Source organism: Flavobacterium zhairuonense, from assembly GCF_004352915.1.
Taxonomy (GTDB): domain Bacteria; phylum Bacteroidota; class Bacteroidia; order Flavobacteriales; family Flavobacteriaceae; genus Flavobacterium; species Flavobacterium zhairuonense.
In genome coordinates this window covers 182,679-202,321 of the sequence record NZ_SJSY01000067.1, presented here as the reverse complement: position 1 = coordinate 202,321, position 19,643 = coordinate 182,679, and the positions used below count along the sequence as shown (strand labels likewise).

Here is a 19,643-nt window from a genome sequence, read left to right as displayed (position 1 = left end):
ATCATGACAAAAAGAAACAAAATTATCTATTGGGTCGCTACGCTTTGGTTAGCACTAGGAATGACAGCGACAGGAATTGTACAATTGCTTCAGTCAAAAGACGAAACAGATAGAATGTCGCATTTGGGTTATCCAATTTATTTACTAATTTTATTAGGAGTTTGGAAATTACTGGGCGTTTTAACCGTGTTAGCTCCAAAATTTCCGTTACTGAAAGAATGGGCTTACGCCGGATTTTTCTTTGCCATGTCTGGCGCGATATTTTCACATTTTGCGGCAAATGACGGTGCAAAAGATTTCTTTGGTCCAACGTTATTATTAATCCTCACCGTGATTTCTTGGTATTTTAGACCCGCGGAACGAAAACTCATTAACGCTTAAACTTATAAATAATGAATCCGAAAGTTGATTTTTTCTTTGACAAAGCCACAAAATGGCAGGAAGAGCTGGAACAAATGCGAACCATTGCTCTTGAATGCCAACTTACCGAAGAATTAAAATGGGGAAATCCTTGTTATATGTACCGAGATAGCAATGTTGTTTTAATTCATGCTTTTAAGGAGTATTGCGCTTTTTTATTCTTCAAAGGCGCATTGTTAAATGACACTGACGGAATTTTGATTCAGCAATCTGAAAATGTGCAAGCGGCTCGTCACATACGTTTTACAAATCTGCAGGAGATTATCGATTTGAAGCCTATTTTAAAAGCTTACATCTACGAAGCAATTGAAATTGAAAAAGCAGGTTTAAAAGTCATCTTGAAAAAAACTTCAGATTTTCCTGTTTCAGATGAATTTCAAAAGAAATTAGACGAAAACCCAGACTTGAAAAAAGCTTTTGAAGCCTTGACTCCAGGCAGACAAAGAGCATATTTACTACACTTTTCTCAACCAAAACAAGCCAAAACAAGAGAAGCCAGAGTTGAAAAACACCGCCAGAATATTCTTGACGGAAAAGGCTTAAATGACTAATTTTCCTTTTCATTAAAACCTAAATTAAGATGACAGCAAACGATATTTTAGAAAAACTCAAAGCTATTGGCGATCCAAAAGTATTTGCTCAAAATAAAAAACGAGGCGCCAGCGAAAATCAATTTGGCGTAAAAATGGGCGATATTCGAGCATTGGCAAAAAAAATCAAAACCAATCATGAATTGGCTTTAGAGCTTTGGGAAACTGGAAATGCTGACGCACGTTTTTTAGCCATTCTAATTATTGAACCAGAAAAACTTTCGAAAGAACAAATTGCCAAAATGGTTTCTTCGGAAAAATTCGTTCATATTGCCGATTGGTTTTATTCTTATATCATAAAAGAGTATTCAGATCGCGAAACTTTGCGACAAGCCTGGATGCATTCGACCGATGTAATGCACGGGCGTGCGGGATGGAGCCTGACTAGCGGATGCGTTGCCCGAAATCCAGATATTCTGGATTTGCCGGCTTTGCTCGACAGAATTGAAAACGAAATGCCAACCGCCGCGCCAGAAGTACAATGGACGATGAACAGCACTTTGGCACAAATCGGGATTAAATTTCCCGAATACCGAGCGCGCGCATTAGCCATTGGAGAAAAATTGGGCATTTATCGAGATTATCCAACTTCAAAAGGTTGCACTTCTCCTTTTGCCCCAATTTGGATCAACGAAATGGTTCGCCGACAAAAGTAAAAATCAAAAAACCACATCATGAAAAATACGATTTCGCAAGAAGAACAAGAACAGCTCATAAGTATCTTGAAAATTCGCTTTGAAAAAAACAGAAACAGACACAAGGATATTGAATGGCCAAAAGTAGAAGCAAAACTTATTGCTAATCCCGAAAAACTTTGGTCGCTTTTGCAAATGGAAAAAACGGAAGGCGAACCAGATGTTGTGGGCTACGACAAAAATTCAGACGAATATGTTTTTTTCGATTGCGTTGCCGAAAGTCCGAAATCGCGAAGAAGTCTTTGCTACGACAGAAAAGCTTTGGATTCAAGAAAAGAACACAAGCCAAAAAACAGCGCCATTGATATGGCCGAAGAAATGGGAATCGAGCTTTTGAGCGAAGAACAATACAGACAATTACAAGAACTTGGAAATTTTGACACCAAGACTTCAAGCTGGATTGCAACGCCAGAAGACGTTCGAAAACTTGGCGGCGCAGTATTTTGCGATTTCCGTTATGGCAGGGTTTTTCTGTATCATAATGGCGCAGAATCTTATTATGCTGCGAGAGGTTTTCGTGGCTTTTTGAAAATTTAATTAAAGCATTGGTTATATTTTTTTTATTCAACACATAGAAACATAGATTTTATTTCTGAAAAGAGCTTAAAAAGAAACCTGTTTCTAACACATAGCCAACTATGTTTGTTTAAAACAAGTGAAACGCCTTTTTTAAGCATCCTAAATCTATGTTTCTATGTGTTTGAATTAATTACACACAACAGGTTTACATTTATTTCACAAAAGAAATTCTCTTACAAAACAAAACTTCATTAAATTCGTTTGGAAATAATTAATCACTAATCCCAAATTAGTTTATGAAAAACCTACTTTTAGTATCATTTATTATGATTACTTGCTCTTCGTGGGCACAATCTGCAACGGCTTACTTTGACAAAGCCATGAAAAAAGCCGAAGCAGGAAACACAAAAGGCGCCATCGCTGATTACACCAAAGCTATCAGCATGAACTCTAAATTTGTTGAAGCTTACCAAAACCGTGGTGTAGCAAAACTAAAGCTTAATGACTTAAAAGGAGCATTAGCAGACTTTAGCAAAACCATCGAATTAGACAGTATGAACGCCGATGCTTTTACAGGAAGAGCAAATGTAAATTACAAATTGATGAACTATAACGAAGCAATTGCCGACTGTACTTCATCATTAGGCCTAAACCCAAAAGATTATATAGCCTACAATTTGAGAGGCTTGGCTTATAATAAAATTGGCGACAAGAAAAATGCCTGCAAAGATTTTTCGAAAGCAGTTGAATTAGGAAGCCAAAGCGCTATAAAAAACAAAGCCACTTTTTGCAAATAATTGAAGCATAAAATAAAAATCAGCCTGTAGAAATTTATCTACAGGCTGTTTGTTTTTCTATAGATTTCGCAAAAAACCATCTTAGATTGACTCTAAATAGTTGCGAATTATCTGTTAAAAAAGTAAAATCGTACAGAAAAAAAGCCTCTTTTAACCCAATTAAATCAGTATGTTACTACAAACTCTTAAATATCGATCATTTTGATAAAGTTTTAAAGGTTTTTTCAGATTTTATTTTATTTTTGTTTATTCAACAATTCAAAATGGTAAACAATATAAAAACAGTTTTCAGCATAAAAGATCTTGAAAACTTATCTGGAATTAAAGCGCATACTATTCGTATTTGGGAAAAAAGATATAATATTCTTGAACCAATGCGAACTGATACCAATATCAGGCTATACAATTTGCAAAATTTACAGAAGCTTTTAAATATTACTTTACTGCATGAATATGGGTATAAAATATCTAAAATTGCTACTTATCCTGAGGACAAAATCCCGCAACTAGTGCGCGAAATCATTTCTAAGAAAAATTCGCAAAACTATGCGATCACGTCATTTAAAATGGCGATGATGAATTTTGACCAAGAATTGTTCTTCAATACTTTCGATTGGCTTATTTCAGAAAAAAGCTTTAAAGAAGTTTTCAAAGAACATTTTCTTCCATTGTTGAAGGAATTAGGATTATTATGGCAATCTGAAACTATTACGCCGGCAAATGAGCATTTTATGAGTCATTTGATCAAGCAAAAGATTTTAATTTATACCGAAAGCCTTCAAATATTAAAACCAACCAAAACGGATCGAATTTTTGTTCTTTCATTACCATTGAATGAAATTCACCAAATTGGTTTACTATATCTGCAATACGAAATTTTGTCAAGAGGATACAAAACCATTTATCTAGGCGAAAGCATGCCGATTGAAAACCTACAGGATCTTACGCGCCATTTTGAAAACATCACTTTTGTTTCCTTTATGACAGTACAGCCAGACAGAACGGTTATCAATCAATATGTGAAATCTATGGGACAGAAGTTGCTTCTAAAAAACAACGAAATCTGGCTTATGGGAAGTATGGTTGAACATATTGACCAATCTAATCTCCCTGAGCGTATTCGTATTTTTGATTCAATGGAAGAAACTATAGAAGAAATGCAATAATTTTGTTTAAAGTTTTTGTATATTTGTTAAACAAATGACAAAAACGATCATCATATTAGGTTCTGGCTTTTCTTCATTAGCCGCTTCTTGTTACTTGGCAAAACAAGGGAACAAGGTTACTATTTATGAAAAAAATCCAACGATCGGCGGACGTGCTCGTCAATTCAAAAAAGACGGTTTTACTTTTGATATGGGACCAAGTTGGTATTGGATGCCCGATGTTTTTGAACGTTTTTTTCAGGATTTCAACAAACAGACTTCTGATTATTATGAACTAATAAAATTAAATCCAGCTTACAGGGTTTATTTTGGGACAAATGATTTTATCACAATTTGTGATAATTTGGAAGAAATCAAAACCACTTTTGAAACAATTGAAAAAGGAAGTGCTACCAAACTTCAAAATTTTATAGACCAAGCAAAAAGCAATTATGATATTGCGATTAAAGATTTGGTTTATCGTCCCGGAATTTCTCCTTTAGAATTAATTACGCCAAAAACCGCATTAAAACTAAATCAGTTTTTAAGCAATGTGAGTCAAGATATCCGAAAGAAATTTAAAAATGAAAAATTAATTCAGATTCTAGAATTTCCGGTTTTATTTCTTGGAGCAAAACCCAACAAAACGCCTTCATTTTACAATTTCATGAATTATGCCGATTTCGGTTTAGGAACTTGGCATCCAAAAACAGGAATGTTTGATGTGGTGCGTGGAATCGAAAAATTGGCTATAGAACTGGGAGTTACAATCAAAACCGATTCGCCAGTTGAAAAAATTATCGTTGAAAACAAAACCGCAACCGGAATTGTAATCAATGGCGAGATCATAAAAGCAGACATCATTTTAAGTGGCGCCGATTATCAGCATACCGAAACTTTGCTTGAAAAAGAACATCGTGCATATTCTGAAAAATATTGGCAAAGCAGAGTTTTTGCACCCTCTTCGCTTTTATTTTTTATTGGTTTCGACAAAAAAATAGAGAATATTTCGCATCATGCTTTATTCTTTGATGTCGATTTCGACAAACATGCAAAAGACATTTATGATGAGCCTAAATGGCCAAATGAACCTTTGTTTTATGCCAATTTTCCATCAAAAACAGATTTAACTGCCGCGCCAAACGGAATGGAATCTGGATTTTTCTTAATTCCCTTGGCACCCGGAATTGAAGATAACGAAGCACTTCGAGAAGAACATTTTGAAAAAATAATTTCGCGCTTTGAAGCACTTACACAACAGAGCATTCGAAACAACATTATATTTAAGAAATCATTCTGCAAAAATGATTTTGTAACAAATTACAATGCCTACAAAGGAAATGCGTATGGAATGGCTAATACGCTATTGCAAACTGCTTTTTTAAGGCCAAAACTAAAAAGCAAAAAAGTACGTAATTTATATTTTACAGGACAATTGACAGTTCCTGGCCCAGGGGTTCCGCCTGCTTTAATTTCAGGAAAATTGGTTGCTGAGTTAATTCAAAAATCTTTTAGATCTTAAAAAAATGAAATCACTATTCGACGCCGTTTCTTTCAAATGCAGTAAACTCGTTACGCAAAATTACAGTTCCTCATTTTCATTGGCCGTAAAAATGCTGTCGCCAAGTATTCGCGATGCGATTTACAGCATTTACGGATTCGTGCGTTTTGCTGACGAAATCGTAGATTCATTTCACGATTATGAAAAAGAATATCTGATAGAAGATTTCGAAAAAGAATATTACAAAGCAATGCAATTAGGCATAAGCCTGAATCCTATTTTGAATTCTTTTCAGCATACAGTTAAAGAATATAATATTACCGATGATCTAGTTCAGGCATTTTTAAAAAGCATGAAACTTGATCTTATAAAATCAACTTACAACACTCAAACCGAGTATGCAGACTATATTTATGGCTCTGCTGATGTTGTTGGTTTAATGTGCTTGAAAGTTTTTGTTGCGGGAAAAGAACACAAATACGAACAACTAAAACACGAAGCGATGCGATTAGGGTCGGCTTTTCAAAAGGTGAATTTCTTGAGAGATTTAAGAGACGACAACCTTATTTTAAACCGAACTTATTTTCCGGGAATCAATCTCAATAATTTCAATGAAGATTCAAAAGTGCAAATCATAAAAGAAATCGAGGAAGATTTTCGAATAGCTTATCAAGGAATTGTAAAATTACCGCTAGAAGCAAAATTTGGTGTTTATACGGCTTATGTTTATTACAAAAAACTGCTCAAAAAACTAAAAAACACACCGTATCACGAAATTGGAAATTCTAGAATTAGGGTTTCAAATTATACAAAAGCGGGACTTTTGGCGCAGTCGTTTGTGACGTATAAGCTGAAGCTCGTCTAGTATTTTGTCATTTCGACCAAAGGGAGAAATCACACAAGAAACTCTGTACAGAATGTCGCCAATCTTTGTCGAATCCCGCGTGCGATTTCTCCCTTTGGTCGAAATGACAAGATTGTGCAAAAAAAAATCTTTAGAGTTAATCTTTTACAACTTAAAGCTAAACTCAAACAAAATAAAGTCATAATTTTAATAACAACATTTATAAAATGATTTCTTTTTTAATCTTTTTAGGCGTTTTTCTGTTCATGGAATGTGTTACCTGGCTTACGCACAAGTATGTAATGCACGGTTTTATGTGGTATTTTCACGCAGATCATCATCAGCCAAAATATGAGCATACTTTTGAGCGCAACGACATTTTCTTTGTCATTTTTGCGATTCCGAGTATTGTCTTGTTTTACTTTGGTGTTCAGGGCGGGTTCAATTATCTGTTTTTTATAGCATGCGGAATCACACTTTACGGCGCATGCTATTTCTTGATTCACGATGTTCTCATTCACCAGCGTTTTAAATGGTTCAAAAACACGAAAAACAAATACCTGATCGGACTTAGAAAAGCACATAAAATACATCATAAACACTTAAATAAGGAAAAAGGAGAATGTTTCGGAATGTTGTTTGTACCATTTAAATATTATAAAATGTAGCTTTTAATTTGTAACAACTGATTCAACGAGAAAATGAAATTATACAAAATAGAAACCGTTCAGTATGTAAATTCAAGCGTTGAGGATTGCTGGGATTTTTTCTCCAGCCCAAAAAACCTCCAAACCATAACGCTCGATAATATGAGTTTTGAAATCCAAGATTTCGATGACAAGCGAATGTATCACGGCCAAATCATAACCTATACATTAAAACCGCTATTCGGAATCAAAATTTCATGGGTTACCGAAATTACAGCTTGCAAGGAAAATGAATATTTCATCGACATTCAGCGTTTCGGTCCCTATAAATTATGGCATCACAAACATTTTTTTGAGCCCACAAAAGATGGCCGAACAAAAATGACAGATATTGTTCATTATGCTCTCCCACTCGGAATTTTAGGCCGATTTATGAATACATTAATTGTAAAAAACAAACTAAAAACTATTTTCGATTTCAGACACAACAAAATTGAAGAATTGTTTAATTCGAAACCACAGCCACAAATTGTGCAACTTAATGGCAAACAAAAAAGTTTTTAATATTTATTTAAACACATAGAAACATAGTTTCATAATGCAAAAAAAGGCGTTTCACTTTCATCAATAAACATAGAAATACGCCCGAAACTATGTGTTAAGAAACTAGTTTCTTTTTTTTAAACTTTTAAATAAGAAAAAAAATCTATGTTTCTATGTGTTAAAAAAATAATTCCTTAAGCGAAAATTAAACAAATGACAAAACAAAAAGTTTCCCTTTTCTGGTTCAGACGCGATTTGCGATTAGAAGACAACACTGGATTATTTCACGCTTTGCAATCTGATTTTCCTGTTGTGCCTCTTTTTATTTTTGATGATGACATTTTAGACCATCTTCCAAAAAATGACGCGAGAGTAAGTTTCATATACGATTCGCTTCAAAAAATAAACTCAGAATTAAATTCTTTTGAATCTTCAATTTTAATCAAAAAAGGAAAAACTACTGACGTTTGGAAATCTCTTATTGAAGAATTTGATGTCCAAAACGTTTTCTTCAACAAAGATTACGAACCATTTGCCATCAAACGTGACACTGCAATTTCTTCTCTTTTAAGAGAAAATAATATCGAATCTTTCTCTTTTAAAGATCATGTTATTTTCGAAGAAAAAGAAATTACAAAAACTGATGGACTTCCTTATACTGTTTATACTCCGTACAAAAACAAATGGCTTGAAAAGTATCATTTTCTAGGAACAGCTCCTGAATATGATTCGATTTCATTACATTCCAATTTTGCAAAAAACAATTTCAAATTTCCTGAATTATCAGAAATTGGTTTTGAAAGAAGCGCTATAAAAGTACTTCCACATAATTTATCTCAGATTTCAAATTATAAAGAAACTCGAGATTTTCCTGCTTTAGACAGCACATCCTATCTTTCGCCACATTTGCGTTTTGGAACTGTGAGCATTAGGAAATTAGTGAATTGGGCAAACCGAAAAAATCAAACTTTTTTGAGCGAATTGATTTGGAGAGAATTCTTCATTCAAATTCTATTTAGCTTCCCGAATTGTGTCAACCACAACTTCAAATCTAATTATGACGGAATTCAATGGCGCAATAACGAAGAAGATTTCAAACGCTGGTGTTCCGGAACAACTGGCTATCCGATGGTCGATGCCGGAATGCGTCAGCTCAATGAAACTGGTTATATGCACAATCGTGTCCGAATGGTTGTGGCAAGTTTTTTATGCAAACATTTACTAATTAACTGGCAATGGGGCGAAGCGTATTTTGCCGAAAAACTTTTGGATTTTGAATTGGCATCAAACGTAGGAAATTGGCAATGGGCGGCAGGAACAGGTTGCGACGCAGCTCCATATTTCAGAGTTTTCAATCCCGAAATTCAACAAAAAAAGTTTGACGAAAAAGGAGAATATATAAAAAAATGGATTCCTGAGTTTGATTTGGGTTATAACGAACCGATGATTGATCATGCTTTTGCAAGAGATCGCGCGATTGCGACTTATAAGGCGGGGATTTTGAAATAGGTTTCTTTTGTTTCAAGTTTCAAGTTTCAAGTTTCAGGTTTCAGGTTTCAGGTTTCAGGTTTTTGTTGGACGTTTATCCGCAATCTTGTCATCTCGACGAAGGAGAGATCACACTCGCAAATCTCCAAAGATTGGCGACATTCTGTATCGAGTTTCTAGTGTGATCTCTCCTTCGTCGAGATGACAAACTAAACAAAAAAAACTTTGTCAAAGTTTAAAACTTTGACAAAGTTCTATACATAAAGTTAAGCCAACTTGAAACTTTAAGCCTGAAACAAAAAAACAATTTCTAATATTTCAAATAATTCTCCACCACAATTTTCGCTTTCAAATCAAACATTAAATTATAAAGTCCGAAGAAAGTACGATTCATATAAATAAAGTGCTTAGAACCTCTATTTCCGTTCATTTTTTTCAAGTTTGTGTCTTCTGAAAAACGTTTTCCTAATGCAGCAATTGAATTGAAGAATGTTTCATCGGCAAAATCGAAAGTTTCGTTTTGAAAAGGTCTCGTGAAAAGCGACAATAAATCGTGAAACATTTCAGTAAAATATTCAATTTCTGCTGGTGAATCATCTTCACGAAGAATTTCTAATTCGAACAGTTTTTTATTGAAAAGCTTTTCATCAGTAATCACATTTTTATTGATCAACTCAAAATATGGCGTATAGAAATCATTTGGAATTTGTTTCATACAACCAAAATCCAAGGCGATCAAGTGGTTTTGATCATCGACCAAAAAATTTCCAGGATGCGGATCTGCGTGCACTTTTCGCAAAACATGAATTTGATACATATAAAAATCCCAAAGCGCCTGCCCTATTTTATCACCAACTTCTTGATCTATATTTTTTGCTGTAAACTCAGAAAGATGAATTCCTGTCATCCAATCCATTGTGATAATTTTCTCTGACGAAAACTCTGGATAATAATTCGGAAAAATGATGTTTTCTATTTTACTGCAGGCATCAACAACCTCTTGGCTTTGTTTTAATTCCAATAAATAGTTAGTTTCTTCAATCAGTTTGTCTTCTACTTCTTTAAAATATTTATCAGAATCTTTTCCTTGAAGATTAAACATTCTGATGGCAATTGGTTTAACCAAAGCCAAATCTGAAGAAATACTGTTTGCAACACCTGGATACTGAATTTTAACGGCCAGTTTTTTATCATTTTTCTTTGCCAAATGCACTTGCCCGATACTCGCCGCATTCACAGAATTCGGATTGAATTCGTCAAAAATTTCATAAGGCGTTTTTCCGAAATTGCTTTTGAAAGTTTTTAAAACCAAAGGTGCAGAAAGTGGTGGAACAGAAAATTGCGAAAGCGAAAATTTCTCCACATACGCCTGAGGCAGGAAATTCTTATCCATACTTAACATTTGGGCGACTTTCAAGGCGCTTCCTTTTAAGCTTTTTAGTCCGTCATAAATATCTTCGGCATTATTTTCATTTAATTTATCTCGGGTCAAATCTGGATTCACTATTTTTTCGGCATAATGCTTTACATAGTTTACCCCGATTTTAGCTCCGGTTTGAACCAGTTTTCCTGCTCTTTCTATTTTTGAAGTTGGAATATAATCGATTGTTTTCATTGTTTGCTGTAGATTTTTTCTTTGAACAGAAATTTCCCAAGATCTATCAAATGATTCATTGGCGCGACATTCATTAATTCGAATGAAGCGTTAACCGATTTTTCGATAAAAATATCGGTTTTCTCAAAAGCAGCAGATTCATCATCCATCCAGAATTTTATGGTAAGCATTAATTGCAACCATGCCGATTCCTGAATAGCGCTTTCCTGAAATTTTTGAAGTTTTTCCTGTTCTAATCTATAATCATCGGTCAGTATTTCAGAAACATATTCTTTGAAACTATTTCTGAGCGAAGTCAACTGTACTAAATTTTTAAGCGGATTTCTATCGATTTTAAGTGATTGGAGAACATAACTTCTGTTGGCAGTCAAAATCTCGAAAAAAGTATAGTAGAAACTCAACATTTTATTCTTCATATCATATTGCTGATATTCTTCATTTTTGTGAAGCAGATTGACTGTGTTTTCAAAAAACAGTCGGAATATTTCTTTTTCTAAACCTTCTAATGTTCCAAAAAAAGCATAAAACTCAGCTTCTGTAAAATCATTTTCTTTCGCAAAATGATAAACTGATTTTGGTTTTTGGCCTTTTTCTAAAATTTCATTCATGTATATTGAAACGATATCATCCTTGGTAATTACCTTTTTTTTAGTCGCCATTTTATTAAAATTTAGAATTTGCCTTAAAGGTAAGCATTGTTTAAGTACCTTTACTAATCCTTAAACAATATGCACTGTTAAATATATTATAAACTCTTATGGCTCAAAATATTTTACTGACCGGCGGAAGTGGATTTGTTGGTAAACATCTGACGGATGTTCTTATCGACAATGGCTTTTCGGTGTCTGTTTTGAGCCGAACGGAACAAAAAAACACATCTTCAATAACGTATTACAAATGGGATTTGAAAAAGAATTTCATTGAAAAAGAAGCCGTTTTAAACGCAGATTATATTGTGCATCTTGCCGGCGAAGGAATTGTGGAAAAAAGATGGACAAAAAAGCGCAAAAAAGCAATTTTAGAAAGTCGTACAAAACCTATTGAACTTATTTTCTCAATTCTAGAAGAAAACAACAAAACCTTGAACGGCTTTATTTCGGCATCTGCAGTTGGGATTTATGGTGCAATTACCAGCCATAAAATTTGCATTGAAGAAACACCTCCGGCAAACGATTTTTTGGGAAGAACTTGCCAAGAATGGGAAAGTCGAGTAGACAAAATAAATACATTAGGAATTCGGACTGTAAAAGTGCGAACCGGAATTGTTTTTGGAAAAGACGAAGGTTTTCTGAAAAAAGTTGTTCCGAGCTTTAAAGCAGGTTTTGGAGCCGTTTTAGGAACAGGAAAACAATATTTGCCTTGGATTCATATTGATGACTTATCCGAAATTTATCTCAAAGCAATTACAGACGAACATATGCATGGCGCGTACAATGCCTGTATTACAGACAATACTACAAACTCCGGATTTTCAAAAACATTGGCTACAATTTTAGGCTATTCAATCTGGTTGCCGAAAGTTCCCGCTTTTATCCTAAAATTAACTCTTGGAGAAATGAGCAAAGCCGTTTTGAAAGGACAACGCGTTTCATCTCAAAAAATCCAAAAAACAGGATTTGAATTTCAATTTACTGATTTAGAAAAAACACTCTTAAGTTGTTTGCATTAAAAACGACTCAGATTTTATACATTCTTGAGGCCGATATGCTGCTACCCATTTATTTAAAGTCTAAAGAATTTGTGAAATCTGAGTCATTTATTATTTCATGATTCCCGCTAAATCGGTATTGACTGTTTTTGATATTTTGTTTGCCACGACATAAGGAATTTCAATATTAAAATCTTCTACTGAAATTGGAAAACTCGAAACAATCTGAATTCCTTCAGGAACTCTTTTCATCAATGCTTTTACAGCTATCATTTTTGATTTCCCATGCAGATATAATTTTCCCTTAATATCATATTCTTTTTCGGTTTCGTCGATATTTTTCAAATCAAATTTTTCGATTTTGCCTTTAAAAACAGCTTTAGGATAGCGATGGCTTTCGATATAATTATCATTAAAATGCTCTTGCATCAAATCCATTTTAAATCGAAAATCTTTGATTACAACAGTACAAATGAGCGTACTGCTTTCAGGTTCAAGAACAAGCGTTCCGAGTTTATTTACCGCTTTTACTTCTTCAAAAAAAGGAACCGAAGCTTCAAAATTTACAACCGCTGTATGGGTTTTAAATTTTTCTTGAGCAAACAGAGAAAATGCAGTAAAAAGTAAAATTAATAAAGTAGTTCTTTTCATAATCGTCAGCATTAAACAATTATGTCATTCGATTTTTTTATTTTAAGAAGAGAACAATCAAAACTTAAGATAATGACTAAAAAAACAGAATGGCAGTACTCCGTGAAATATTCCATAAACTAATAATTCATACTTAAAGTTACGAAATTTCTCAGTACAAAGTTCTTGAACTACTCCTAAAAATTTGTGAATATTTTAGGTGTAAAAATCGGGGTTTTGAATTATGAATTGTGAATTGTGAAGTCCCTACGGGACAAAAAAATGTGTTCTATTATATTTCTACCAATATATAATCTCTACGAGATATTCCGTTAGGAATTAAATATCGGTAGAAAATAAAATTATCCCAAAGAAGAAATGTCCCGTAGGGACTACACTTTGTATATTCAAAAAATCTAACTAATTTCTAAAAGCACATTGTATTTCTCAAGACTTGCCAAATCTTCAATCGAACTTATATTGGCGATTTTTTCGTGTTCTTCGATTTCTTTTTTGATTTCGATGTGCTTGATAGCTTTTCTAAAGCGGCGTACCTCATCAAGATTCGACAAAATTAACCCCGGAACCTGAACACTTTTTCCATCTTTATCTTTGGCAACCATTGTAAAATAAGATGAATTGCAATGTTTTACAACTCCAGTTTGAATATGTTCTGCCTCTACACGAATACCAACGACCATTGAACTTCTTCCCACATAATTTACGGAGGCTTTCATTGTAACTAATTCACCAACTTCAATAGGTTTCAAAAAGTTTACTGTATCTACTGAAGCAGTTACACAATAATTTCCGCAAAATTTTGATGCCGATGCAAAAGCAATCTGATCCAGCAATTGCAAAATATATCCTCCATGAATTTTACCGCTAAAGTTGGTATGCGATGGCAGCATTAATTCTGATATGCTAATTTTTGATGAAGAAACGGGTTTAAAATCTGTAGTCATGTTTTTGTTATTTGGTAAGTTTGTTTTGATTTTTTTAAACACATAGAATCATAGCTCATTGGAACCTTAAAAAAGGCGTTTCGCTTGCATAAATTCACATAGCTTTCTATGTGTGAGAAACAAGTTTTTTTTGTTCTTTTAAAGACAAACTAAACCTATGTTTCTATGTGTTTAAATATTTTTTAATTTAAAAATTGATTTTCATCTTCATTTGAAGCTCTTGCAATAATATTTTCTGGAAGCGATTTCTTTGCCTTTGCTCCCATTTTTTTAAGTTTTTCGACACTCGAAATAAGATTTCCTTTTCCGTCGACTAATTTATTCATTGCGCTTTCATATTCAGTTTTGGTGTCTTTGATTTTATTCCCTATACGAACCAAATCTGTCACAAAACCTTCAAATTTATCATAAAGCGCTCCAGCTTGTCTTGCAATCTCAAAAGCATTTTCCTGTTGTTTTTGGTTGGTCCACATACTATCGATTGTGCGCAAAGTAGCTAATAAAGTACTTGGAGTAACAATCACAATATTTTTGTCGAAAGCTCTATTATATAAAGTCGAATCTTCGTTTAGAGCAATGGCAAAAGCCGGTTCAATCGGGATAAAAAGCAACACAAAATCTGGGCTTTCCATTTGGTACAAATCGTGATAATTTTTATTTCCGAGCTGTTCTACGTGTCTTTTTATAGAATTTACGTGTTCTTTCAGAAAATCGATTTTCAATATTTCAGATTCTTCATTGATCCATTTTTCATAAGCCACCAATGAAACTTTTGAATCGACAATCATCTTTTTCCCATCAGGCAGATTGATTACAACATCGGGCAAAACTCGAGTTCCTTCGGTATTGGTAAAACTTTGCTGGACTTCATATTCCCTTCCTTTTTCTAAACCTGATTTTTCTAAAACACGTTCTAAAACTAGCTCACCCCAATTTCCTTGCATTTTTGTATCGCCTTTTAAAGCTTTGGTCAAATTCAGCGTTTCCTTGCTCATTTGCGCATTCATTTCGCTTAACCCAATAATCTGTTGGCGCAAAGCTGCATGATAATCGATGCTTTCTTTATGCGTTTGTTCGACCTTTTTCTCAAATCCCTGAATTTTATCTTGCAGAGGCAACAAAATACTTTTCATGTTTTCGCTGTTCTGTTCGGTAAATTTAGCCGACTTTTCTTCGAGGATTTTATTGGCCAAATTTTCAAATTCTTTGGTGAATTTTTCTTGAAGTTCGGTTATTTCAATTTTCTGTTCTTTGTGACGTTCCCACAAATTTTCAAAATCAACTTCTTTTTTTGAAAGCTGAATCGCCAGACTATCTTTCTCCGTTCTGATATTTTCTTTTTCAGAATTAATCAATTGAACCTGTTTCTGAAAATTATTTCTTTCGACTTCAAATTGTTCTTTTTGCAACTGGAGCTGATTTGCGGTTGCATTTAATTTTTCTTCCAAACTTACTTTTTCGGTTTGCGATTTAGCCGTCGTCAATTGCTTTCCTAAGTAAATGCCTAAGAACAATGCAACAATAAAAGCCAGTAAAATTGGGAGAAAGTCAAACATAACTAAGTTTTTTTTAAGTAAAAGTACGCAATAATACGTAGTTCTGATTTTTTAAAATTAAAATTTCACTAATTCGTGCGCATTCTAAATTAAACAAACATTTTAAAAAAAATGAAGAAAAAAATATTTTCCACGCAACCATTTTAAACCTCAGCCATCTACAGTATATAACCTATTAAAATAATATAATGAAAAAATTAATGTTGAGCTTGTTTATAGCTTTTGGATTAAGCGGGTGTTCGCTTGGAAATGATGATATAAATATGGATTGTGGCACAAATACAGAAGTGCCGTTTGCAGGTTATCCACTTTTATGCAATTACGCAGTTAAAACATTGCCTAATAATCCTGTTGCTGCTGTGGTGACAAGCGAAGAACAAATGACTACTCTTTTTACTAAACACGAAAATACTTGCCCTGTAGCTACAGATCCTACTATTGATTTCAGCAAAAACATGTTAATTGGTATTTTTGCAGGCGTTAAATCAACAAGCGGTTATTCTATAAAAATGACATCAGTGGTTCAAAATAACTGTGAAATTGTAATCAATTATTTTGAAAGCGGGCCTCAATCTGGAGAAACAACATCTTCAACTCCAACATATCCTTCGGATTTTATTTTGATTCCAAAATCAAATAAAACGATCATTTTCATGAAAACTACTGAAAGCCCAGACAATATTATTATTGGAAGTTATTTTGGCGAATGTACAGGCTCTGACTGCCAAAACTTCTTTCAATTAAATGATTTCAATATTTTGAAATTAGTTAGCACTGCTCCAGGAAATTTCAATTTTGATCAATCTGCTTATTTTGCTAAGACAAAAAGAAATGAATATACAACTTTCACAAAATTCATTCCTGCAGAAATTTACGCTCTAAAAGGACAAACTAAAACATATGGTTCTCCAGATGCTGCAGACCAAGGTGGAATTTTCTTCCAATTAAAACAAGGTGCGTTAACAACTAAAGTCTTTATTGACAACAACGACACGCCAGATCAAAGCGAAGATATCAAGACTTTCAAAAAAGCAATTAAAGACAAAATCACAAGTTTAAAATAATCGAATCATGAAGAAACATTTTTTATTTCTTATTGTTTTTGGACTTTTTTCAAATGCTTATTCGATAGATGCTTCAAAAATAAATTCGGCATCAATTGTAAATACATGGATTTGGGAAAAATCTGTTGGAGGCGCGAGTAATCCATACACTGCAACACCAAAAACAGCTGGTTTTAATAAAAAGGTAATCTTTACCTCAAACGGAAGAGTCATTACCTATAAAAATGATGTAGAAATCAGAAACAGCAGTTATGAAATAGGAAAAGGAATTGGCTTTTCTGATCATTTGGAACATGACCTAATTACCTTTGAAGGTAAAACATACGTTATAGAAAACCTTGACAGTCAAAACTTAACCATTGTAAGCAACAATCAAGATGCTGCGCGAAGCATCTTTAAAAGATAGCTTTTTAAGTTTTAAAAAACTATTTTTGCCAAACCAAACAATACCACTTTTTTGAAAGACGATTTAGAAAAATACATCAAGCAATGCATTCAGAATAACCGAGAAGGACAGCTGAAAATCTATCAGCTGTTTTCTCCGGTTTTATATGGTATTTGCTTAAAGTATATGAAAAATGAAGATGATGCAAAAGATGTTTTCCAGGAAGCATTTGTGATCGTTTTTCAGAAAATAAGCCAATATAAATTTGAAGGAAGTTTTGAAGGCTGGATGAAGCGAATTTTCATCAACAAGCTTATCGAAACTTTAAACAAGAAGAAAAAGGAAAGTTTCTTTTTAGATGTTTTTGATCCTGATACTGATTTTATTGAAGAAGAAGAATTAGAAACAATTCCGATAGAAAAAGAAAAATTATTAGAATACATACGGGATTTGCCCGATCAATACCGGACGGTTTTTAACTTATATGTTTTTGAGCATATGAAACATAAGGAAATAGCCGAATTATTGAAGATTTCAGAAGGAACATCAAAATCAAATTTAAATAGGGCCAAGGGCATTTTGCAGAAAAGGATTTTGAGCATAAAAAATTTTAAAACAGCATGAAAAAGCACAAAATAGAAGATATTTTTTCATCAATGGAAGACTTTTCGAGTGTTCCGCCGCCAGAGCTTTGGGCTGGTATTGAGGAAAAACTAGACAAACCTAAAAAGAAAAAGCGAGCTATTCTTTGGTGGTCGGCGGCAGCTTGCTTGTTATTATGCTTATCACTTCCTGCGGTTTTGTCTGATTCTGGCAATAAAATTGGCACTGGCAATGCCGTGGAAAAAAACAATGTAGTTCTTGACGAAAATAAAAATAACGAAAATCACAAAAACGCAACTTCAAAAGAAAATCAGAATTCTGAAACAAATAAAAATAGCATTGTAAATCCGGGTTCTGAAAACATTTCAAATACTGCTCCTAATTCAGATGCAAATACTGCTGCAAAAACTGCGGTTGCAAATGTTGATTCTAAAGCAGAAAACAATTCAAAAAGAATACTTTCAAAATCTAATGCAGCAAATAATTCAAATCAAGCTGTTGCGGAAGAAACTACAAATGCTGGAAAGAAAAATCAATTTTCTGTTTCTGGAAATCAGAAACCAAATCAGGCTGTTGCAATTAAAAATTACAATTCAGACAAACAAAACTCATTTAATTCATCTGATAAAAATCAGTTTTCTAATTCTGGAAATCACAAATCAAATCAAGCAGTTGCAGCTAAAAGCTACAATTCAGAAAAACCGAATGCTTTTAATTCATCGGACAAAAATCAGTTCGGGACTGGCGGAAATCAGAATCTGAATACTGAAAAGAGAAATTCAAATCAAGCTTTAGCCGTAAAAAATTATTCTTCACAAAAACAGAATGTTTTCAATACTGCAAGCAAGAATCAGTTTTCTGAAAATGAAAAGAAAAACCTTGACAAAATATTGGCTGAGAAAACATTTACTGGCAAAAAAACAAATTCGTTTAGCACGTCTTCAAAAAATCAACTTCCAAATTCTGTCTTTGAAAACAATGTGAATTCGAATAAAAACAATGTTGCTTTTAATTCGGCAAAAACAACTGAAAGCAACAAACAAAATGTTGTTTCGGCTAACAAAAATGAAACGATAATCAACGATCAAAAATCAGAAAAAGCAATTGCTGCCAATACGCAGAAAAGCAATTCGAAATTCAATGATGCTTTAAGCAAAAAGGATTCTGTACAATTGGCAGAGCTTCAAAATCTAGAAAAAGGAATTATAACGCCTGAGGTAAAAACTGAAAAAAAGAAAGATCCAAAAACTACAAACGGAGAAAAATGGGCGCTTGAAGTTTTTGCTGGAGTTGCCAATTCTGAAAACTATAAAAACGACAAAACATTAGGCAACGTCAACGATTCCAAACAAAGCAATAGTTTTGGGGTAAAAACAAAATATAAGCTTAACAAAAAATGGGCTGTAGGTTCCGGGTTTAAAATAAATGAATTAGGACAAAGTGTTGCAAATGTTTCTTATATTAGCACGAAAAATAATGCATTTTTAGGAAGCAGTGATTATTTTGTTCAAAATGCGACTGTTCCTCAAATTGCAACAAACGATGGTTATGTACTTGTATCTAATACCACTAAGAATGCACTAAAAAGTGACAACATTCAGACTGGTAATATAGATCAAAGCTTAAAATATATTGAAATGCCGTTAGAGGTTTCATATGCTGTTTTTTCTAAAAACAAAGCAAGCATCAGTTTAAATACTGGAGGTTTTGTTGGAAAATTAATTGCAAACAATATTGCTCTTGACGGGAATTCGATTGGTGAAAACGCAAATGCAAATGATTTTGTTTACGGTTCCACTTTAAGCAGTACATTACAATATCGCGTTTATAAAAAAACAAATGTTTTTGTAGAACCAGCAATGAATTATTATATTAATCCTTTGAACAGTCAATCTTTCAATCAATTCCAATGGGGATTGAATTTTGGATTAAATGTTTCATTTTAAATAAATTATTAACCATTTAAACCCCAAACCACGTAACCCCCT

21 protein-coding genes are annotated in these 19,643 nt (G+C 33.5%); 16 read left to right on the top strand and 5 right to left on the bottom strand.

The genetic code is table 11. The features are described 5' to 3' along the window. Nucleotides 1-3 precede the first annotated feature (3 nt). From EYY60_RS05830 to EYY60_RS05780, 11 genes are all read left to right on the top strand, one after another. Nucleotides 4-381 (top strand): DoxX family protein, encoded by a 378-nt coding sequence (locus tag EYY60_RS05830; RefSeq protein WP_132988446.1) that lies wholly within the window; start codon nt 4-6, stop codon nt 379-381. Nucleotides 382-392: 11 nt separating this feature from the next. After that, complete coding sequence (locus tag EYY60_RS05825) at nt 393-971, top strand: YdeI/OmpD-associated family protein (protein ID WP_132988445.1); 579 nt, start codon at nt 393-395, stop codon at nt 969-971. Between the two features lie 29 nt (nt 972-1,000). Beyond that, complete coding sequence (locus tag EYY60_RS05820) at nt 1,001-1,666, top strand: DNA alkylation repair protein (RefSeq protein ID WP_132988444.1); 666 nt, start codon at nt 1,001-1,003, stop codon at nt 1,664-1,666. Nucleotides 1,667-1,684: 18 nt separating this feature from the next. Then, nucleotides 1,685-2,242, top strand: a complete 558-nt coding sequence (locus tag EYY60_RS05815; RefSeq protein WP_132988443.1) for a DUF4256 domain-containing protein — start codon at nt 1,685-1,687, stop codon at nt 2,240-2,242. Nucleotides 2,243-2,520: 278 nt separating this feature from the next. Next, on the top strand, nt 2,521-3,021 hold the full coding sequence (locus EYY60_RS05810) for a tetratricopeptide repeat protein (protein WP_235832296.1): 501 nt from the start codon (nt 2,521-2,523) through the stop codon (nt 3,019-3,021). A 263-nt stretch (nt 3,022-3,284) separates the two neighbouring features. Further along, nucleotides 3,285-4,187, top strand: coding sequence for a MerR family transcriptional regulator (locus EYY60_RS05805; RefSeq protein WP_132988442.1), 903 nt, complete (start codon nt 3,285-3,287; stop codon nt 4,185-4,187). Nucleotides 4,188-4,221: 34 nt separating this feature from the next. Beyond that, entirely contained in the window at nt 4,222-5,688 is a 1,467-nt protein-coding gene (locus EYY60_RS05800; protein ID WP_132988441.1) for a phytoene desaturase family protein, read from the top strand. 4 nt (nt 5,689-5,692) lie between these two features. Then, a complete protein-coding gene (locus EYY60_RS05795; protein WP_132988440.1) occupies nt 5,693-6,532 on the top strand; it encodes a phytoene/squalene synthase family protein in 840 nt (279 codons plus the stop codon). Between the two features lie 206 nt (nt 6,533-6,738). Beyond that, nucleotides 6,739-7,179 (top strand): sterol desaturase family protein, encoded by a 441-nt coding sequence (locus EYY60_RS05790; protein ID WP_132988439.1) that lies wholly within the window; start codon nt 6,739-6,741, stop codon nt 7,177-7,179. Between the two features lie 33 nt (nt 7,180-7,212). Next, the gene (locus EYY60_RS05785) at nt 7,213-7,722 is read left to right on the top strand and encodes an SRPBCC family protein (protein ID WP_132988438.1); all 510 of its coding nucleotides are present in this window, start codon (nt 7,213-7,215) and stop codon (nt 7,720-7,722) included. A gap of 192 nt (nt 7,723-7,914) precedes the next feature. Further along, on the top strand, nt 7,915-9,210 hold the full coding sequence (locus tag EYY60_RS05780; RefSeq protein WP_132988437.1) for a cryptochrome/photolyase family protein: 1,296 nt from the start codon (nt 7,915-7,917) through the stop codon (nt 9,208-9,210). A gap of 289 nt (nt 9,211-9,499) precedes the next feature. On the opposite strand, the gene EYY60_RS05775 is transcribed toward EYY60_RS05780, so the two are convergent. Both EYY60_RS05775 and EYY60_RS05770 read right to left on the bottom strand, forming a co-directional pair. Then, nucleotides 9,500-10,804: an ABC1 kinase family protein gene (locus tag EYY60_RS05775; RefSeq protein WP_132988436.1), complete on the bottom strand. Its 1,305-nt coding sequence runs from the start codon at nt 10,802-10,804 to the stop codon at nt 9,500-9,502. After that, entirely contained in the window at nt 10,801-11,463 is a 663-nt protein-coding gene (locus EYY60_RS05770) for a TetR family transcriptional regulator C-terminal domain-containing protein (protein WP_132988435.1), read from the bottom strand. The genes EYY60_RS05775 and EYY60_RS05770 overlap by 4 nt, the downstream gene beginning before the upstream one ends. 98 nt (nt 11,464-11,561) lie before the next feature. On the opposite strand from EYY60_RS05770, the gene EYY60_RS05765 reads away from it, so the two are divergent. Then, nucleotides 11,562-12,473 carry a TIGR01777 family oxidoreductase gene (locus EYY60_RS05765; protein ID WP_132988434.1) on the top strand — a complete coding sequence of 304 codons (912 nt, stop codon included), beginning with the start codon at nt 11,562-11,564 and terminating at the stop codon, nt 12,471-12,473. Between the two features lie 90 nt (nt 12,474-12,563). Here EYY60_RS05765 and EYY60_RS05760 read toward each other — a convergent pair whose 3' ends face one another. The 3 genes from EYY60_RS05760 to rmuC form a co-directional block, all read right to left on the bottom strand. Further along, nucleotides 12,564-13,103, bottom strand: coding sequence for a YceI family protein (locus EYY60_RS05760; RefSeq protein ID WP_132988433.1), 540 nt, complete (start codon nt 13,101-13,103; stop codon nt 12,564-12,566). 395 nt (nt 13,104-13,498) lie between these two features. Next, nucleotides 13,499-14,047 (bottom strand): acyl-CoA thioesterase, encoded by a 549-nt coding sequence (locus EYY60_RS05755; RefSeq protein WP_026727549.1) that lies wholly within the window; start codon nt 14,045-14,047, stop codon nt 13,499-13,501. A gap of 182 nt (nt 14,048-14,229) precedes the next feature. Then, a complete protein-coding gene (gene rmuC, locus EYY60_RS05750) occupies nt 14,230-15,603 on the bottom strand; it encodes a DNA recombination protein RmuC (RefSeq protein ID WP_132988432.1) in 1,374 nt (457 codons plus the stop codon). 188 nt (nt 15,604-15,791) lie between these two features. Here rmuC and EYY60_RS05745 point away from each other — a divergent pair, with 188 nt between their 5' ends. Genes EYY60_RS05745 through EYY60_RS05730 form a run of 4 tightly spaced genes read left to right on the top strand, consistent with a single transcriptional unit; the run spans nt 15,792 to nt 19,601 of the window. Continuing rightward, nucleotides 15,792-16,667: a protease complex subunit PrcB family protein gene (locus EYY60_RS05745; RefSeq protein WP_132988431.1), complete on the top strand. Its 876-nt coding sequence runs from the start codon at nt 15,792-15,794 to the stop codon at nt 16,665-16,667. Between the two features lie 7 nt (nt 16,668-16,674). Then, entirely contained in the window at nt 16,675-17,073 is a 399-nt protein-coding gene (locus EYY60_RS05740) for a hypothetical protein (RefSeq protein WP_132988430.1), read from the top strand. Nucleotides 17,074-17,124: 51 nt separating this feature from the next. Beyond that, entirely contained in the window at nt 17,125-17,676 is a 552-nt protein-coding gene (locus tag EYY60_RS05735) for an RNA polymerase sigma factor (protein WP_132988429.1), read from the top strand. Further along, nucleotides 17,673-19,601 (top strand): hypothetical protein, encoded by a 1,929-nt coding sequence (locus tag EYY60_RS05730; RefSeq protein WP_132988428.1) that lies wholly within the window; start codon nt 17,673-17,675, stop codon nt 19,599-19,601. Before EYY60_RS05735 ends, EYY60_RS05730 begins: the two co-directional genes overlap by 4 nt. The last annotated feature ends 42 nt before the right edge of the window (nt 19,602-19,643 follow it).

Excerpts from the sequence above, each read along its gene's own strand:
- EYY60_RS05805 (WP_132988442.1), top strand. The coding sequence starts at position 3,285 with ATGGTAAACAATATAAAAACAGTTTTCAGCATAAAAGATCTTGAAAAC.
- EYY60_RS05775 (WP_132988436.1), bottom strand. The coding sequence starts at position 10,804 with ATGAAAACAATCGATTATATTCCAACTTCAAAAATAGAAAGAGCAGGA.
- EYY60_RS05825 (WP_132988445.1), top strand. The coding sequence starts at position 393 with ATGAATCCGAAAGTTGATTTTTTCTTTGACAAAGCCACAAAATGGCAG.
- EYY60_RS05790 (WP_132988439.1), top strand. The coding sequence starts at position 6,739 with ATGATTTCTTTTTTAATCTTTTTAGGCGTTTTTCTGTTCATGGAATGT.
- EYY60_RS05740 (WP_132988430.1), top strand. The coding sequence starts at position 16,675 with ATGAAGAAACATTTTTTATTTCTTATTGTTTTTGGACTTTTTTCAAAT.
- EYY60_RS05780 (WP_132988437.1), top strand. The coding sequence starts at position 7,915 with ATGACAAAACAAAAAGTTTCCCTTTTCTGGTTCAGACGCGATTTGCGA.
- EYY60_RS05810 (WP_235832296.1), top strand. The coding sequence starts at position 2,521 with ATGAAAAACCTACTTTTAGTATCATTTATTATGATTACTTGCTCTTCG.
- EYY60_RS05755 (WP_026727549.1), bottom strand. The coding sequence starts at position 14,047 with ATGACTACAGATTTTAAACCCGTTTCTTCATCAAAAATTAGCATATCA.
- EYY60_RS05765 (WP_132988434.1), top strand. The coding sequence starts at position 11,562 with ATGGCTCAAAATATTTTACTGACCGGCGGAAGTGGATTTGTTGGTAAA.
- EYY60_RS05760 (WP_132988433.1), bottom strand. The coding sequence starts at position 13,103 with ATGAAAAGAACTACTTTATTAATTTTACTTTTTACTGCATTTTCTCTG.
- EYY60_RS05730 (WP_132988428.1), top strand. The coding sequence starts at position 17,673 with ATGAAAAAGCACAAAATAGAAGATATTTTTTCATCAATGGAAGACTTT.
- EYY60_RS05770 (WP_132988435.1), bottom strand. The coding sequence starts at position 11,463 with ATGGCGACTAAAAAAAAGGTAATTACCAAGGATGATATCGTTTCAATA.
- EYY60_RS05800 (WP_132988441.1), top strand. The coding sequence starts at position 4,222 with ATGACAAAAACGATCATCATATTAGGTTCTGGCTTTTCTTCATTAGCC.
- EYY60_RS05795 (WP_132988440.1), top strand. The coding sequence starts at position 5,693 with ATGAAATCACTATTCGACGCCGTTTCTTTCAAATGCAGTAAACTCGTT.
- rmuC (WP_132988432.1), bottom strand. The coding sequence starts at position 15,603 with ATGTTTGACTTTCTCCCAATTTTACTGGCTTTTATTGTTGCATTGTTC.
- EYY60_RS05820 (WP_132988444.1), top strand. The coding sequence starts at position 1,001 with ATGACAGCAAACGATATTTTAGAAAAACTCAAAGCTATTGGCGATCCA.
- EYY60_RS05785 (WP_132988438.1), top strand. The coding sequence starts at position 7,213 with ATGAAATTATACAAAATAGAAACCGTTCAGTATGTAAATTCAAGCGTT.
- EYY60_RS05745 (WP_132988431.1), top strand. The coding sequence starts at position 15,792 with ATGAAAAAATTAATGTTGAGCTTGTTTATAGCTTTTGGATTAAGCGGG.
- EYY60_RS05830 (WP_132988446.1), top strand. The coding sequence starts at position 4 with ATGACAAAAAGAAACAAAATTATCTATTGGGTCGCTACGCTTTGGTTA.
- EYY60_RS05815 (WP_132988443.1), top strand. The coding sequence starts at position 1,685 with ATGAAAAATACGATTTCGCAAGAAGAACAAGAACAGCTCATAAGTATC.